Annotated in this window: 18 protein-coding genes and 1 tRNA gene; 2 read left to right on the forward strand and 17 right to left on the reverse strand. The window is 55.1% G+C overall.

Annotation, left to right across the window (positions count from 1 at the left end):
• Nucleotides 1–29: 29 nt before the first annotated feature.
• The 17 genes from PMI35_RS21210 to PMI35_RS21140 all read right to left on the reverse strand — a co-directional run bounded on the left by PMI35_RS21210 (nucleotide 30) and on the right by PMI35_RS21140 (nucleotide 13,953).
• Nucleotides 30–359, reverse strand: coding sequence for a hypothetical protein (locus tag PMI35_RS21210; RefSeq protein WP_008057680.1), 330 nt, complete (start codon nucleotides 357–359; stop codon nucleotides 30–32).
• A 777-nt stretch (nucleotides 360–1,136) separates the two neighbouring features.
• The gene (locus PMI35_RS21205) at nucleotides 1,137–3,491 is read right to left on the reverse strand and encodes an AAA family ATPase (protein ID WP_008057683.1); all 2,355 of its coding nucleotides are present in this window, start codon (nucleotides 3,489–3,491) and stop codon (nucleotides 1,137–1,139) included.
• 1,104 nt (nucleotides 3,492–4,595) lie between these two features.
• Nucleotides 4,596–4,799, reverse strand: a complete 204-nt coding sequence (locus tag PMI35_RS21200; RefSeq protein WP_008057685.1) for a hypothetical protein — start codon at nucleotides 4,797–4,799, stop codon at nucleotides 4,596–4,598.
• Nucleotides 4,800–4,850: 51 nt separating this feature from the next.
• Nucleotides 4,851–6,098 carry a phage major capsid protein gene (locus tag PMI35_RS21195; RefSeq protein ID WP_008057687.1) on the reverse strand — a complete coding sequence of 416 codons (1,248 nt, stop codon included), beginning with the start codon at nucleotides 6,096–6,098 and terminating at the stop codon, nucleotides 4,851–4,853.
• Between the two features lie 140 nt (nucleotides 6,099–6,238).
• Nucleotides 6,239–6,472: a helix-turn-helix domain-containing protein gene (locus PMI35_RS21190; protein WP_238543160.1), complete on the reverse strand. Its 234-nt coding sequence runs from the start codon at nucleotides 6,470–6,472 to the stop codon at nucleotides 6,239–6,241.
• A gap of 111 nt (nucleotides 6,473–6,583) precedes the next feature.
• On the reverse strand, nucleotides 6,584–6,784 hold the full coding sequence (locus tag PMI35_RS21185; RefSeq protein ID WP_008057692.1) for a hypothetical protein: 201 nt from the start codon (nucleotides 6,782–6,784) through the stop codon (nucleotides 6,584–6,586).
• Between the two features lie 5 nt (nucleotides 6,785–6,789).
• On the reverse strand, nucleotides 6,790–8,079 hold the full coding sequence (locus tag PMI35_RS21180; protein ID WP_008057694.1) for a tyrosine-type recombinase/integrase: 1,290 nt from the start codon (nucleotides 8,077–8,079) through the stop codon (nucleotides 6,790–6,792).
• 333 nt (nucleotides 8,080–8,412) lie between these two features.
• Nucleotides 8,413–8,703 carry a hypothetical protein gene (locus tag PMI35_RS21175; protein WP_008057696.1) on the reverse strand — a complete coding sequence of 97 codons (291 nt, stop codon included), beginning with the start codon at nucleotides 8,701–8,703 and terminating at the stop codon, nucleotides 8,413–8,415.
• Complete coding sequence (locus tag PMI35_RS21170; RefSeq protein WP_008057699.1) at nucleotides 8,703–10,001, reverse strand: AAA family ATPase; 1,299 nt, start codon at nucleotides 9,999–10,001, stop codon at nucleotides 8,703–8,705. Before PMI35_RS21170 ends, PMI35_RS21175 begins: the two co-directional genes overlap by 1 nt.
• On the reverse strand, nucleotides 9,998–10,408 hold the full coding sequence (locus PMI35_RS21165; RefSeq protein ID WP_008057701.1) for a hypothetical protein: 411 nt from the start codon (nucleotides 10,406–10,408) through the stop codon (nucleotides 9,998–10,000). Before PMI35_RS21165 ends, PMI35_RS21170 begins: the two co-directional genes overlap by 4 nt.
• Before the next feature lie 2 nt (nucleotides 10,409–10,410).
• Nucleotides 10,411–10,662, reverse strand: coding sequence for a hypothetical protein (locus PMI35_RS21160; protein ID WP_008057703.1), 252 nt, complete (start codon nucleotides 10,660–10,662; stop codon nucleotides 10,411–10,413).
• Nucleotides 10,659–10,970: a hypothetical protein gene (locus PMI35_RS21155; protein WP_008057705.1), complete on the reverse strand. Its 312-nt coding sequence runs from the start codon at nucleotides 10,968–10,970 to the stop codon at nucleotides 10,659–10,661. The genes PMI35_RS21160 and PMI35_RS21155 overlap by 4 nt, the downstream gene beginning before the upstream one ends.
• Entirely contained in the window at nucleotides 10,967–11,125 is a 159-nt protein-coding gene (locus tag PMI35_RS34930) for a hypothetical protein (RefSeq protein ID WP_162831843.1), read from the reverse strand. Before PMI35_RS34930 ends, PMI35_RS21155 begins: the two co-directional genes overlap by 4 nt.
• A gap of 428 nt (nucleotides 11,126–11,553) precedes the next feature.
• On the reverse strand, nucleotides 11,554–11,763 hold the full coding sequence (locus tag PMI35_RS21150; protein WP_008057709.1) for a helix-turn-helix transcriptional regulator: 210 nt from the start codon (nucleotides 11,761–11,763) through the stop codon (nucleotides 11,554–11,556).
• Nucleotides 11,764–11,885: 122 nt separating this feature from the next.
• A complete protein-coding gene (locus PMI35_RS33300; protein ID WP_008057710.1) occupies nucleotides 11,886–12,473 on the reverse strand; it encodes a hypothetical protein in 588 nt (195 codons plus the stop codon).
• A complete protein-coding gene (locus PMI35_RS21145; RefSeq protein WP_008057712.1) occupies nucleotides 12,473–13,681 on the reverse strand; it encodes a tyrosine-type recombinase/integrase in 1,209 nt (402 codons plus the stop codon). The genes PMI35_RS33300 and PMI35_RS21145 overlap by 1 nt, the downstream gene beginning before the upstream one ends.
• Nucleotides 13,682–13,868: 187 nt before the next feature.
• Nucleotides 13,869–13,953 (reverse strand) — tRNA-Leu (locus PMI35_RS21140).
• Nucleotides 13,954–14,058: 105 nt separating this feature from the next.
• Here PMI35_RS21140 and queA point away from each other — a divergent pair.
• The gene (gene queA / locus PMI35_RS21135; RefSeq protein WP_008020244.1) at nucleotides 14,059–15,108 is read left to right on the forward strand and encodes a tRNA preQ1(34) S-adenosylmethionine ribosyltransferase-isomerase QueA; all 1,050 of its coding nucleotides are present in this window, start codon (nucleotides 14,059–14,061) and stop codon (nucleotides 15,106–15,108) included.
• 14 nt (nucleotides 15,109–15,122) lie between these two features.
• Complete coding sequence (tgt, locus tag PMI35_RS21130; RefSeq protein ID WP_162135911.1) at nucleotides 15,123–16,238, forward strand: tRNA guanosine(34) transglycosylase Tgt; 1,116 nt, start codon at nucleotides 15,123–15,125, stop codon at nucleotides 16,236–16,238.
• The last annotated feature ends 1 nt before the right edge of the window (nucleotide 16,239 follow it).

Below are 16,239 nucleotides of genomic sequence, written 5' to 3' on the forward strand. Positions count from 1 at the left end.
TTTCCCGCCTTTTAGGTCGCACGCCTTTTTCACTGAATGTCTTTTAGATAATCTTTAAGCGCGATGAGCGGAGCATCAAGCTCTTCCATCGCCTGAATCCCGGCAAATTCCCCCCCCAACCTCCCCAACTCCCGCCCCAACGGCTTATCCACACTCCCAACAGCCTCCAGCGCCAACCCCACACACTCACCCACCTTCACCTGAATCCCCTCAACATCCCCCCGCCGCACCAGCAACTCAAACACATCCCGCTGGTAATCACCCATCACCAGGTCATCCCGCAAAATCGGGCTTGAATCTTCCGATTCGTAAGCCAGCTTGAGGGAGAAGAGGGCGACGGTTTCCAGGTGCAATTCCATGGGGGGAGTCCTTGTGAAATGTTCCGGCGGTGCGGGTGGTGTGGAGGAGGAGGGTCAAAAGCTTCGCCGGCAAGCCGGCTCCTACAGGTCGGCGGCGTACCGGTCACTTTTTGACAGGCGAAAAAAAAGGCCTTGCTAAGCAAGACCTTTCTTAATTTTGGTGCCCGAGGGAGACTCGAACTGTGCCTTGCAGAGCTTATGGATAGAGGCTATCAAGTTTTTGTTACGGCTGACTACTCACATTTCTACTCACATTTGAATTTGTGACCGTTTTCGATCAGTTCGTAAAGGCCCAGCAGTGTAATTCCCGACACACTGTGTAGATATCAACATAGTGGCGTTTCCACCACACCATGTAGTTTTCCACAGTGGCGTTTTCCCCACGCTGTGGCAAAAAACATTTCCTGCGGCGGTGTGCGTGAAAGGCGGGGGCCAACCCTTTTTTTCCGTTGCCAGGGATCTTTTACGTTCAGAAAAAAGGTTCAATTTTCGGTTTTTGTGAGAAGGGTTTTGACACCATCTGAAATCAATCAGTGGGGCCAGGGGCGGAATGGAACCTTAGCCTTTAGGCCTACTCCTGTATGGGTCTGGCCGGTGTTATTCGCTCGCGTGCCCCAAATACACCCCAAAGCTGGAAAGCGCTATCAGCCATCGGCTGGCATTTGGTTTCCCAAGAGGATCCGGTTTTTGCGTCTAAGCCCTTCCGGTCAGGTGTCTGATTTGAGGCCGCTTTCGTCTATAAACGTTAGTAGGGATGACTAAGACTGATCCTCCTTGCTACTGGTTTGGTAAAAACTCAGCGTAGATAAAGGATATTAGCTTGCGCGCTATGTTTCGTTGATCTTCAATGTTGTTACTTTGCCAAATATGATGAGTGGGATTCAAAACTATTCTGAATTGATGTGCTGTGTTCGCTACCGTATCTGAAATTATCTTGCATGATCGTAATTTATCAATGCGGTCTGAGAGGTTGAATTCGGTAATTTTGTTCTTGGCTATTTGTTCCGCAAATCTGAGTGATAACTCTATTTCAAAAAATACACGTAAATCCGCAGCGCTATGGTTGTCGGTTCCGCCCGCGATGAACTCGAAAATCTTGGTCCTACGCTTTTCATGTTCTGTTGAAATGAAAGTGTCAACGTCCGGCAATTCAAGGTCTGACGATCGCTCGGTCTTAGTTATAGCGATGAGTTTTATTGGAAGTTGATTTCTGTAGACATTAAGGAACGCAGCAATGCCATATTCGAAATGACTTAATATTAATATTTGGCGGACACTTTTTGACAGCTCTACTATTTCCATGTGTGCTGAAGTCATCCGATTACAGTCGAAGGATGTAATGGGGTCATCTAGTATCACGATAGAGTTCTCCATTTTCCCTGGCTCGCTCTCGATTACTCCGGCCCAAAATACCGATAGAGCTAGTGCCCTTCTATCTGATTCGCTAAATACCTGTTCAAGGTTTCTTTCTGAAATATCATGGCCCCGATATTTAACCTTTAGATAAAATATCGGCGTATGTCCTTTGTTGTCTTCGCCCTTGGCTAACTCAAAATCCTCGCTGCCGAATTTTTCAAAATACTCATTTATTTTTCGAAAGTAACGAGTTAGAAAATCACTTTGCTCTGCCACCAATTCTAAATTAAGAGTTGGTATTTCTTTCGAAAGAAACTTGAGTCTAGTTAAAATTGAGCTGTACTCTTTGCATTGTGGCTCGAGTTTGATTCTAGAGATTTTCGTGTTTATTGTTTTGCCCAAATCGACAATTTCGTTCATTCCGCGTTCAAGGTCGTCAATGTTGACTGTCGCTTTAAACTGCGCGATGGCGGTATTAGCATGTTCGACAAAGCTGTCGTAGTTGTGGCACAGCGTAGAAAGCCGTTGCTCAATCTGAATCAACCCAAGGTCATCTGCGGCAGGTAGCTCTAGGTTGGGGGTCTCTCTCTTTCTAGCCACTGTAGCGGATAATGAATCAAAGAAAATTGGCCACTGAGAGTCCCACTCCTTTATGGCGGCTGTGATTTCATCCTCCACGCCCTCGATAAACTTTATCACGTTTGAAAAATAATCTGAGTTTTCTAATTCAGGGTAGCTCGCGAGTGGCTCTTTGTTGCGGGTTATTAATGATGCTAATTGGGCAGTGTTTGGCTTTTTGATTGCGGAAATGCTGGTATTTAAGGAGTCATTTATTCTTCTGGAATTTGTCTCAAAGGAAGTATCAAAGCTGTGCTCGTAGATGTCTATAAGTTCAAGTGCGTCTAGGGATAGGTGCTGTCCACAAAACAGGCAATCATCACCTTTACGGAAATATAAACCTTGCCGTATCCAGGCCTCGGCGCCTCGATCACCTTTAAAAGTATGGGCTATATGATCTGCTACAGCTTTCCGGGCGGTTTCTTGATGCGACTTCATTGATTCATTTAGCGTCGCGTTTATCGCCTTTAGACCCTGGCTAAAATCTTTTTGCCAGTTTGTCGTCTCTAGCTCTTTTCGAGTGCTGATTTTCTGAATGCTTCCTCGCTGTTTCTTCAGTGCATCGTAATCCGAGCGCAAAATTGCTACTTTTTCTTCCAGCGTCTCGATGGGCTCTAAAATTTCAAGTTCTAAAAAAGAGGGAAGGTCAGTTATCTCTCTGAAAGCATGAGCTGTAATCTTCCCAAGGTCACGTGTGAGCTCGTTTTTTAATTTGTTTTTCTCGGTAATGATTTTGGTTTTGGCTACGCCTTGTTCGCCTAGGATGAAGGCGCTAAATGCTTCTTTTGTCGCTCGCGTAAATTGGCGAGAGGAGAATAAATTCTTGTGGTAAAAGCCATCATCAAAAACATGAAGACTGAGTTCGCTAGGAAAATTTCTGCTCCACTCGCCATTCGCATATCTGACAATTGTTTCGGGTTGCGACTCTCCTGCGAAACTCAGCTCGATTTTCTGAGGTGTAGAATCCGAGGGTATGGTTGTCCTGGCTTTGATAATCGATGTGTCAGAGGTGCGTAGGCTCGAGAATATGTCGCCCAGAGTGGATTTGCCGTAGGTATTCAGGCCGTAGATAAAAGTAATGGGGCCAAACTCGATCTTTGGAGGCGCGCACTCTCGGAATCGTCCTACATTTTGAATTAATCGAATTCGTTTTAACATAACGAGCGTCCGTTCTCTGGTGGGGGCTTGAAGCGCTTACTATGCGCATCTCCTCGCCCTCACGGCAATCCTTAGCCCAGAAATTTCGACTCGGTTGAGCCTGACGGAATGTTGTTACGCAAGCAGCGTTCAGATGGGAGGTGCAGAACCAACCCGCTCCCACCTCCCCACTCGCAGCTCCAAGCTGAAATAATTGCCGCAAATACTAAGGCGAGACCAATGGCCGTCCGCAGGCTGTCAGCGCATTTGCTGCCTAAAATCACCGGCGCTATTCACATCCAAGTAGGGCAAGGTGGATCACCCAATTAATCCGTGATTATGTTGCGCTCGCTGTGGATTATGGCGAAAACAATGGTCCGGTCTTTGGAGTCATGCATGCACTGCTCGAAGCCGGGAAATAGCACCGAGAGCCCGCGGCCTGCTCAACGGCCTATCTACTTCCATCAAAAGCTTACGTCCGAACCTGGTGACCAGGTCGACCTTGAGGTCGGACCGTGCGCAGCCGCTCATTGGGTGCGTAATTCATACGCTGTCCTGCGCAGATAGAGGCACTGATGATCGAACGCCCACATTCCCGCTGATCGATACAGATGGGAACTGGGTTGCCACTTACATTGGTCTTACGGGCGGTGGATTCCAGGCTGCGAATTGTGATGAATTTGTGGCGCGGGTAAATGGGTAGATCGCTTTCATAAGATCGGCAGCGATGCGAGCCTCCTCTGTGAATTGAGGTCCGTCAATTCCTTCTCTCCCACCCTTGACGATGGTGGTGACGTACCAGACGTGATTTCCGATGACATGAGGTTTAGCGATTAAGTCCGTCACTTGGCAAGCTGCCTGGAAGCGTTCTTGCTGACCGAGAATGGAGGGGGCTCCGTTAACATCGCCTTTAACAAAATCTGAAATTTTTAACAGCCAAAATACTGTTGAAAAGCAGGCACAGCCCTTGTTCTTGGTGCGTCTGGCAATGGTTGAGGTTTGCAGAGCTTTAACAGACTGTTAACAAAAATCCTGAGAGGGGAAAAAAATCTCCACGTGCGGTCGGGGGCGGTGTCCTGTGCGCAAGCTTCTACGGTTTCGACCCGCCCCCACCGACTAGCCAGATCAGTAGATCGGATCGATCGTAGGCGGATTGGTCCGAAGCGCTTCGATTGCCTCCTGGTGGCTCATGCCACTGGCCAGCAGCTCGTCAATCTCCTTGCGGATCTTGTCGCGGCACGCAGCTTGATAGAGCAGAGCGCGGCTGTGCGCGATCTGATTGAGCGCTTGCTGGATTGGCTTGGGTAGGGGTTCAGGTTGCTGATACATAGCTAGCCCTCGGCGATGGCGCAGAGTTGCGCCATCACTCTCAATGATTGGTTACGGGGTTGGGGTCAGGCTGACCAGGCGCATCGATGTCGGGGCATACACCGCCAGACCTGCCCGCATCTCGGCCAAGATCGTGACCAGGTTGCGCCGGAAGTTATTGCCATCGTGTCGGCTGGCTTCCACTGTGACTTCCTGCCGATCGAGCAGAGCAGTAGTCGAAGTATCCAGCACCAGGGCGCCGAGCTCCGGCATCCCCATCGTCACCACGACGGGAGTACCCCACAAGCTTGGCGGCGCCGGGTCTCGCGGGGTACCGATCACGTACTGGCCATCACCACCATCAGCGGTATCAGCCCGCTCACTCTCGATGGCGAACCAATCGCGTGGATTCATCACGATCACATTGGGGTTCCAGCCAAGAGCTTTGAGATCAGTGAGGGCCAGCCCAACGCGATCGACTGGCTTGCCGGTGGTGATGCCGGCGGCTGGGGCCTGGGCGATGAAGCCCAAGATCTCGCCATCACCGCCGTCGCCCGCGAGCAGCTCTTGCTCGAGCTTCTGCCGTACACCGACGCTCATCAGCAGGCCGACCTGTTGCTCGAGCTGGCTGTTGTCGTTGAGGACTTGCAGGCTCGCCGGGATCCAGGTGGCGATGGTTGCGATCTCTGCTCGGGAAAGCTTGGTAGGCAATTGGCCCTCTGACTTCTCGTCGCCTTCCTTTGTCTGGTAAGCGGCTCCGCTCAGATAGCCATCGAGCTGCACATACTCGTAAGTAGAACCTTCGACGGGCACGATCGGCAGTACGTCCAGGAGGCTGAGTCGAGGTTGTGGAATCCCTTGGATACCAGGTGCCCGAACCGGCGCCGTAGGATAGCTGGTAGAGCCTGCGGTCCCCTTGCCCGGGTTTGTCACCGCAGCACGGACGCCGGCCGTGACAGTAATGCGCCCGGTGGACTTTTGGCCCGCTCTGATGTTGCCGAGCCCTTCAGTCTCGGTTATTGCAGCGCTGACGACGTTGATTTCTTTTGCGTGCGGATCGGTGACTTGCTTCAGTCCGCCGGCAACGGCACGTTGTTCCAGCTCCAGCAGACGGGCGTGGAATTCGCCCTGCTTCTCGCCGTGGCCCTCGATGGTTTCCTTGTGTGCTTTGAGCGCGGTTACCACTTGGCCGATGTCGTGATCCATTTCTGTAATCTCTTGGGTGATTGTTTGCAGCACCTGCCGACTCTCCGTCGGTTGCTGATTCGCGGCCAGGGAAGCTCGCAGCTTGTCCCAGCTTTTCTGGTGTGTGGTGGTCATCGGGCGATCCCATTGGATGTTATGGGCGCCTCAACAGCGCAGGGCGTGAAGAGGCGTTTCATTCCCCCAGCGCATGGCGTGAGTTCATGCCGACTACGTTATGCGCGCACGCCAATACCAGTCTTCGGCTAACTTAGGCGTTATGCGGCGGTATCCGTCGCGAAGCGTGCGATATCGGTGATTTTGTAGAACCTTCGGTTGCCTCGGCGCACGAAGGGAATGGGTGCTAGGCCGTCGGCGGCTAGCCTACGCAGATAGCTCGGGGCGTATCCCAGCAGATCGGCCGTAGCCGGTTCCGGCACCAGGCCCCCGATCAGTGGAACGACGCCGGCGGCGGCCAGGCGTGTGGCAATTTCGTCTTCAATGCTGCTCATCATTCCACCTCCTACTGGGTTCCATCTTTCGCATGAGCGTGAACAACGCCAAGCGACTCTTCAGCAGGTTGCAGATCGTGGCTTTGCATGCCTCGGATAGTTTCTGTGGCATTACCTCAACTCCATCTCACGGGCTATCTGATCCACATCGATGCCGCGATCCAGCGCACGCTGTGCGTCGCGTACCATTGAGCGAATGGCTTGCTGTTCAAGGTGCTCAGCCATGATCGACGCCTTGCGCGCAATCATGGTGGCCAACGTGGTAGGGAACGGTTCGCGGCGCGGTCGGCTGTAGTCGGTGTTGTCGTTCATGGCATTTACATACTCCCCTGTAGTGGAATGCTAATTTCGCTGAGCGCCGTGTTTTCTATGGTCTGTAGCGGTTCTCTCGAATTTTTCTGTCTCACGTTTGTCTCGGCGCCAACGGCACTCAGGCCGTAGTCATCGAGACGGTCATGCCACTTCTCCAATGCCTGGCGCTTTAGGGTTTCGGCGGTGGTGTGGATGTAAGTCGCGTCCATGTTCTTCAGGGCGTGGTTCACCAGCATCTCGCCCACCAGGTAATCAATGCCCAGATCCATCCACGCGGTTCGAGCCACCTTGCGCAGGTCATGGCTTGTCCACTGGTGATGACTTAGGGAGGCGAACACGGCGGTGGCTGTGGTGGCCGTCATGGCGCTGCGGCGAATGCCGGGGAACACGTACGCGCCTTGGTAGCCGCTCGCTTGTTGGCGAGCCCGGTACCGCTGCAGCAGGGCGCAGACTTGCCCAGTCAACGGCAGCAGGTGTTCCGCTTTGGTCTTCGTATCGGCCTGCGGTATGAACCACTGACCGGTGCCTAGGTTGACGTTGCGCCACAGCGCCATACGGGTTTCTCCGAGCCGCGTGCCGTGGCACAGCATCATCAGTGCCAACATGGCCTCTGTGGGCCGGGAGTCGAATGCCTCTGACACCTTGGCCAGTACTTCCGGAAGATCGTCACCGCGCAAGCGTGAGGGCTTGGGCCTGATGCGCGCGGAAACGAAGTCGCTGAATTTCAGCCCTGTCATCGGATTGAGGCGAAGCAGTCCGAGGCGGTGGGCCTGGCGCATTGCTACGGCCAGCACGTTGTAGACCAGGCGTACGAACGACAGCGCATACCGCTCCTGCAGTGGCCACATCAGCAGGTTATCGAGTGACGATTTATTCAGATCGGCGAGTGGCAGATTGGCAAGCCTCGGCACCAGGTGACAGGACAGCGCCGACTTTGCCCCGGCCTTTCGCTTGGCGGAAAGACTACGGTCGCGCAGCATCCGGTCGGTGTACCAGAGCAGCAGGTCGCCCGTCGTCACCCAGGCGTTTTCGGTTGAGGACGCGTCCGGATCGACAGCCCTGCGCACTAGGATCGCGGGAAGTGCCGACTGCATCAGCTTGGCGTTGATTCCGGGATAGTTGCCGGCCTTGCCCCACTTGCCGCGCACCACCACATGCCAGGAGCCCTTGGTACGATCGGACGTGGAATAGCGAAAGCGCAGCTCAGGAAACCGTGGGTCGCGCAACTGGCGCACCTGGCCAGCTGCCTGCTTGCGGATCTCGGCATCGGTAAGTGTGACGTGCAGCGTGGTCATGATTCCAGCCTCAAGATAATTCCTCAAATTGATGTGAGAAGATGCGCTCACATCAGAGCGCATCCCTCAAACCCACAGCGGGGTGTCGTTTCGCGCAACGACACCCATCGATAATTACGCAAGCAAATGAGTATTAGAGTGAGCAATCGCTAACGACCAGGTAACGGTGCGAGCGTTAGTGGTCTTTCTCATTGGTGGTTGATGGCGGGTGTCCTCTAAAAAGGCCGCCGCCCTCGATGCAACCAAATCTGGATGCATCTCTTCACCCTCAATCTGAGATCGGCGCCGTTGGTGGATGGCGCGGATCTGCGCCATCCAACAATGGTATTTGGCCTATACAAGGTCGGCCTGCGGCCAGCGCCAACGGATTGCATCAATGGCTTCTGCTCGCGTCATGGGTTCCCCGATCATCGTGCAGAGCGGCTTGCCGTTGCTCATGACCTGCCAATGACAGCGGCGCTCAATCCCATCATTCGATGCCAACTCAGCCAGCAGTTCGAGCCGGTGGTTTTTGATGTAGGCGCGCACCTGGTCATTGAGCTTGCTTGCGGGCGAGACCCGAACGCGCTTTCCGCTCAATTTTGCCGCGAACCCGAGATTGAGCAGGTAAGCGAGGGCGGCCATCAAATCTCCTCCGAATCGGCATCGTCCAAGGTCGGGAGGTGCGTGCCATCAGGGAGTGGACCTTTGAGGTATTGGCTCCATTCGTGCCCTTTTTCCTCGTTCGTGCCCACGTTATTTACTGGGCACGAATGAGATTCCGAGGGCACGAATGGAGGAAACGGCACGAATGGGCCTTCTGCTTGGGGCAGTGACCAGAAGGACTTCACTTCCTTTTTGTTGCCCGTCCTGATCGCCACCACAGACAACTTTTCCCGCGCCCGCCGAATCTGCTTTTCGGTGTAGCCGTTGCGCTTCATCAAGGCTTTGGCTTCGTTACTTTCGAGCGGGTTGTCTTTCAATATTCGGTGCAGGCAATCGGCAGGGTCATCCGGGTCTGCCGTCTCGTCGTCACCCGCTGTTTCAACTTCCCCCAGAATTTCGCGGGCACTCCCTTGGATAGCAGCACCCCACAGCACACGGGTGGTTTCGATTCCGCCACTGATATCGACTGGCTCGATGGTGTAGGTCACGCCGCCTTCATCGGTACCGATGTTGGATTTAGCCCGCGCCAATACACGCTGGTCTGAGTCTTCTTGCTTAGCGGCCACCAGCACTGTCCGGGCCAGCGCGGAGAAAGCTTGCGAACCAATGACGCGATCAGTCGGAGAGGAACCCGCACCGCCCTTGGCGAAGTGACTGATACCGACCACGGCGCAGAGATTGGCCTCGGCGAAGTCCACCACACCTTGCAAGCCGCGGCGCACGTCATTGGCTTTGTGCATGTCCCCCTTCACAGCACTGACCACCGGATCGAGCATCAGCAATGACACACCGCCCAGCTCGCGCACGGTGTCGCGTAGTAAACCGATGTCGTTCGATGGATCGAAGGGGTCAGCTTCACCCTGAGCGTTGAGGCGCCCTTGAATGACGTGCACCCGCGATAAGTCAGCACCGGCAGCGATCAGGCGCGGCACCAGCGTGTCGGCTGGGTCATCCTCACTCGACCAAATGAGCGCGTTGCCGCGCTCTGGGCAAATCTCACCATCTGGCCAGCGTCCGCCTGTGGTTATGGTCGCGATCAAGCTAATGAGCAGCGTGGTCTTCCCGGTACCACCAGCGCCAGCAAGGATGTGCAACTTGCCCTTGGCCAACCAGCCAGGCCACAGCCAGCGAATAGCCACCGGTTTGATATTGACGGCGCTGACTGCGTTTACTTTCCATACGGTAGGCGCGATGGGCACTGCTTTGAGACTGGTTCCCTGTGGGGGCGGGCTGATCGGATCTTTCCACTGATCTGCAAATCGATCTTTATTGTTCATTGGACCCCCAGACGCTGTTTGGCGAGGTTGAAGCGTTGCAGATCGTCCTCGGACAATTTCCCTGTATCGAGCAGCGATTTGCCGATTAGGTAAACTGCGCGCTCATGTTCAATGGCCTGCTTACTTGGCCCGCGACGTGGTTGCTTTGAGCCAGGAAACAAATCGCGTAACTCCAGACCGATAGCCGAAACGATATTTTGAGCGGTACACCCGGCCCAGCACTTGAGTAAAACAGTACCGTCCGAAGTTTCGCTAATAGCCAAACTTGGATTTTTGTCATCATGTGCAGGGCAGCAGGCCTTCCACTTTTGCGCACCAGCAGGTTTAACTTTATCGAGACAACTAAGGACTTTATCCAGACAAGCCGATCCCGTCAGCGCAACTGGGCGCTGTTGATAATTCGTCATTGTTAGGTCCTTAGACTAAGAGTGTTAAGTTTTTCACTCAGGCTTTTAACATCACAATCAATCATGTTGTGATAGTCGTGGGCCAAGTATTGAGCAACGCCTGCTAGACGCACGGCATGATCTTCATGGCATTGTTTGAGTGAACTGCTGATCGCCCAAGCAAGGGAATCAAACCACCCGATGTATTCACGGGCACATTCCAACTGATTGATGGCGTCGTTTGCGATAGTAGCGACGGTCGCTTGCTTGTTCATCGCGCATCCCCACCGTTTACTTCGCTCCGGTTACCAATCACGCCAAAGGAGGCGCCTAGGTGACGATGCCGCCAGCAGAAATTGCCACTGAAAGTGCGTATCTGTTCGATGTGCCGTGCGATATCGCAGGCCAGTTCGTTGTTGTAACCACCCATAGCCGGTATCACGAACGTCAGTAGGATTTTTTCCAGCTTTCCGTGCTCCTCCCTGGCGAAGTTCATGGAGGCCATGTCATGCGCATCTAGCGTCGCGTCAGAGAGGATTACACCTTCGATTGCCACGACGGCCGGTAAGGTCTGCAGCTTCATTGCTCACCCCCTTGGGATTTCAGGGCGCGGACTTGATCCATATGGTGGTTATAGCGTTTCAAGCGAACGGAAAGGGACGAGTTTGCTCGGAGGGCGCTCAGAGCCATGCGGCGGTGAGCCAGTGCGCGGATTTTGGACGGAATGAAGGTGGTCATGGATGTAGCTCCGTTTACTTCACTGGAGCCACCGCGTTCTGCCGCCAAGCAGATAAGGGTGGCGAGTTGCATAGGATTGGCGGACCGGGGTAAACGGAGCCCGGCGCACCCTAAGGTGCTCCTACACAACCCGCCATAACGCAATGATGCGGGCACAAAAAAAGCGCCTGCAATCGTGATGGGGGCGCTGATGCGCCGTCTACTGATCGACCCGCCAAGGTCGGTCGCTGATTTGGCAGCGACAGGGGGACGATACAGTGGGTAATTTTTCGGTGCAAGTCTTACTCGTGCCCTTTTTTTCCACTCGTGCCCACGCATAAGGGTGGGCACGAGAGAGAAAAGTGGGCACGAGTAAGAAAAAAGGGCATGAGTGGAGGTCTGCAAAATCATTGCATACCAACTTCGTGGCGACCTTGAAAGGGCATCCATTACGCCACCTCGCCACGGCATTCGGCGATGCGCTCAGCTACCCAAGTATCGACCTCGGATTGCACCCAAACGACATGGCCTGGTGCCAGTTTCACCTGAGCAGGAAACGTACCGGCCTTGATGCGGCGATACAGTTCCGACTGACTCAGGGATGTGATCGACAGGACTTCTTTGATGCGGATAAAGCGGCGGGGTTCTTGAGTAGTCATTCCTAGCGCCTCCTTGGGCGTTCTGGGGATGACCAATATTGTTCCGGCTTGGCTGTATAAAAAATCAGTAAATCGCGACGTTAAAATAGTTTTCCATCACGTCAAATACCATTTCCGATGCGCTAGCCAGGTTTTTTGGAGCGACCTGGCTTCATGGCATGACTTGGCGCAACTGGCCTGATCCACTTTCTTACGGCATCCGGGTCTTTAGGTAGGAAGCGTTCGAGGCCGTTGGCATGCAGCTCCGCGTAAACAAGTTGGGCCATATCTCCGATCCTGATTCCTCCCTCGAGATCATCAGCCCATTTCCGTTGTGCGACTTCTCTAGCTTGCGCCGCCGCTTCGGCTAGAGCCTTGTTTCTCGCATTGATCCCCTTGAATGAAGCCATTTCTCGGTTAATCGCTTGGGAGCTGGTCTGGATGACTGTTTCAAGAAGTGCAGTTGCCAGGGTCATCATTGCGATGTTAATTCCTTTGGCAATTTCGTCACTTTCAGCAGAAATTGTTTCCAGAAGCTCAAACGCACAATCAATATTCCGGTGAAACTCAGGTGATACGGGGCTGCCTTGTTTTCCGTGTAACCTGAATATGTCAATTATTTCGCTCATAGGAATTAAACCCTTGCTCTCTAGAGAGCTGGAGAGTTTTGAAATAACTTCATCAATGTGAATACCAATTCTGCGCTGAGTCGGAGTGTCAAGCTCTTCCATTAATTCGCTCTCCTGATGGAAGCCACATTCGCGCCAGTGCAGATCGCGTCTATGGCGTCGGCCCACTCCTGCATCATCTTGCGTCGCTGTGGTAAGTAATGGGCATGGTTGTATGTGTCGCGGATTTCGTCTTGGTCGCCGTGGGCAAGTTGGCGCTCGATCCAGTCCCGGTTATAGCCTCGGCTGTTCAGTTCGGTACTTAGCAGGTGGCGGAATCCGTGGCCGGTCTGCCGACCCTCATAGCCGATCTGGTGTAGGGCCTTGTTCACTGTGTTCTCCGACTGGGGGCGTTCGCGGTTATTGCGCCCAGGGAAGGCGATGGGATAACTGCCGGTAATTTCCTTGAGCTCCAGCAGCGTGGCCACAGCTTGGCGGGGCAAGGGCACGATGTGCGGTCGACGGGCTTTCATCCGGGCGGCGGGGATTGTCCAGGTGGCTGACTCAAGGTCGAACTCCTCCCACGGCGCAAGCCGCAACTCACCAGGGCGCACGCCAGTGAGCAGTAGCAAGCGCACGGCCATACGGGTCATCACGTCGCACTTGGCGGCATCCAGCTTGCTCAGCAAGGTAGGGATCTCCGATAGCGGGACGTGCGGGTGGTTTTTCGTCCTCGGTGCGATAGCGGCGACTACGTCCAGGTCTGTGGCTGGATTGGAGTCCACCGACCCCTTGGCCAGGCCATAGCGGAATATCTGGCTCAGCCACTGGCGAACCTTTCCGGCGACGTTGAGTGCGCCGCGCTTTTCCACCTGGCGCACTAGGGCGACCAGGTCGGGCCGAGTGATCTCTTGCAGTGGACGCTGGCCAATGGCCGAGAGAATGTCAGCCTCAAGGTATTGCAGCGCCTTGGCGGCAGTGGAGGGCGCCCAACGGGGAGAGTTGTAGGAGTACCACTCGCGGGCCAGCTCTTCGAAGATGTGGACGTGAGCGGCCTGGGCGCGCTTCTCGTCTTGCTTGTGCGTGGTGGGGTCGATGCCATCGGCCAGCAGGCGGCGGGCATCTTCGCGGCGCTCCCTGGCCTTGGCCAAGGTGACGGCGGGGTAAGCCCCCAATCCCATCATTTTCGCTTTACCGCCGAAACGGTAGCGGAATCGCCAGAGTTTCGAACCGTTGGGGGTGACTTCCAGGCACAGGCCCGCGGCGTCGGTCAGTCGGTAGAGTTTTTCGCGGGGCTTGGCAGTGCGAGCCGCTGTATCGGTGAGAGCCACGGCGGTAGCCTCTTGGCGGTGAAAATGTGAGTAGAGATTTTGACCGAACTCGATCTACTCACAAATCTACTCACATAAAACCGGGCTTACAAGGGAACCGCTGGGAATCGTAGGCACAAAAAAACCGGCTCAAGGGCCGGTTTCTCTGATGTTCAGGGTCTGGTAGGGACCGCTGGACATATATACATGGTGCCCCGAGGGAGACTCGAACTCCCACTCCTTTCGAAAACGGATTTTGAATCCGCCGCGTCTACCAATTCCGCCATCAGGGCAATGGCGGCGGAGTATAGAGATGAGATAACCGTCGGTCAATCAGGTACATGGAGAATTTTTGATATTTCCGCTAGACTTCCCGGCCCTGCTAGACGAACCCCATCATGCGCGTTGCTGACTTTACTTTCGAGCTTCCTGATTCGCTGATCGCCCGCCACCCTTTGGCCGAGCGTCGCGGTAGTCGCCTGTTGACCCTGGATGGGGTCAGCGGCGCCCTGGCACACCGTCAATTCACTGATTTGCTGGAGCATTTGCGCCCTGGCGACTTGATGGTGTTCAACAATACCCGGGTGATTCCGGCGCGGCTGTTTGGCCAGAAGGCTTCCGGCGGCAAGCTGGAAATCCTGGTGGAGCGGGTGCTGGACAGTCATCGCGTGCTGGCCCATGTGCGTTCCAGCAAGTCGCCCAAGCCCGGGTCGAAGATTTTGATCGACGGCGGTGGCGAGGCCGAGATGCTGGCGCGGCACGATGCGTTGTTCGAGCTGGGCTTTGCCGAAGAGGTGTTGCCGCTGCTCGACCGCGTCGGGCACATGCCGCTGCCTCCTTATATAGACCGCCCGGACGAAGGCGCGGACCGCGAGCGTTACCAGACCGTCTATGCCGAGCGTTTGGGCGCGGTGGCGGCGCCGACGGCGGGGCTGCATTTCGATCAGGTGCTGATGGAGGCGATTGCCGCCAAGGGCGTCGAGACGGCGTTCGTGACCTTGCACGTGGGCGCAGGCACGTTCCAGCCGGTGCGCGTCGAGAAGATCGAAGACCACCACATGCACAGCGAATGGCTGGAAGTCGGCCAGGATGTGGTGGATGCGGTTGCCGCCTGTCGCGCTCGCGGCGGTCGTGTGGTGGCGGTGGGGACCACCAGCGTGCGTTCCCTGGAAAGCGCTGCCCGCGATGGCGTGCTCAAGCCGTTCAGCGGCGATACCGACATTTTCATCTACCCGGGCCGGCCGTTTCATGTGGTCGATGCCCTGGTCACCAATTTCCATTTGCCTGAATCCACGTTGTTGATGCTGGTCTCGGCGTTTGCCGGTTATCCGGAAACCATGGCCGCCTATAAAGCCGCCGTCGACAACGAATACCGCTTTTTCAGCTACGGTGATGCGATGTTTATCACCCGTAACCCCGCACCACGTGGCCCTGAGGACAAAGAATGAGTCGCCAATGTCGTATGTCGTTTGAGTTACTTGCTACTGACGGCAAGGCTCGTCGCGGTCGTTTGACCTTCCCGCGCGGTACCGTCGAGACCCCGGCTTTCATGCCGGTGGGCACCTACGGCACGGTCAAGGGCATGTTGCCGCGGGATATCGAGGCCACTGGCGCTGAAATCATTCTGGGCAACACGTTCCACCTGTGGCTGCGCCCGGGCATGGAAGTGATCAAGAAGCACGGCGACCTGCACGATTTCATGCAGTGGAAAGGCCCGATTTTGACCGACTCCGGTGGTTTCCAGGTGTTCAGCCTAGGCGCCATGCGCAAGATCAAGGAGGAGGGCGTGACCTTCGCCTCCCCGGTCGACGGCGCCAAGGTGTTCATGGGGCCGGAAGAGTCGATGCAGGTCCAGCGTGACCTGGGCTCGGACATCGTGATGATTTTCGACGAATGCACGCCGTATCCGGCCGACGAAGACGTCGCTCGCGTGTCCATGGAGTTGTCGCTGCGTTGGGCCCAGCGCTCGAAAAACGCCCATGCCGACAACACGGCGGCGCTGTTCGGTATCGTTCAGGGCGGGATGCACCAGGATTTGCGCATGCGCTCCCTGGAAGGCCTCGACAAGATCGGCTTCGACGGCCTGGCCATCGGCGGTCTGTCGGTGGGCGAGCCCAAGCATGAAATGATCAAGGTGCTGGATTATCTGCCAGCCCAGATGCCGGCTGACAAACCTCGTTACCTTATGGGCGTTGGCAAACCGGAAGATCTGGTGGAGGGTGTGCGCCGCGGTGTGGACATGTTCGATTGCGTGATGCCAACCCGTAATGCCCGCAATGGGCATCTGTTCATCGATACCGGCGTGATCAAGATCCGTAACGCGTTCCATCGCCATGATGATTCGCCGCTGGATCCGACCTGCGATTGCTATACCTGCCAGAACTTCTCCCGCGCTTATCTGCATCACCTGGACAAGTGCGGCGAAATGCTCGGGAGCATGCTCAATACCATCCATAACTTGCGTCATTATCAAGTGCTTATGGCTGGTTTGCGCGAGGCTATTCAACAGGGTACATTGGCCGCCTTTGTCGATGCCTTCTACGCCAAACGCGGGCTACCCGTGCCGCCTTTGGACTGAG

This window comes from Pseudomonas sp. GM78, assembly GCF_000282475.1.
In the GTDB taxonomy this organism is placed as follows: domain Bacteria; phylum Pseudomonadota; class Gammaproteobacteria; order Pseudomonadales; family Pseudomonadaceae; genus Aquipseudomonas.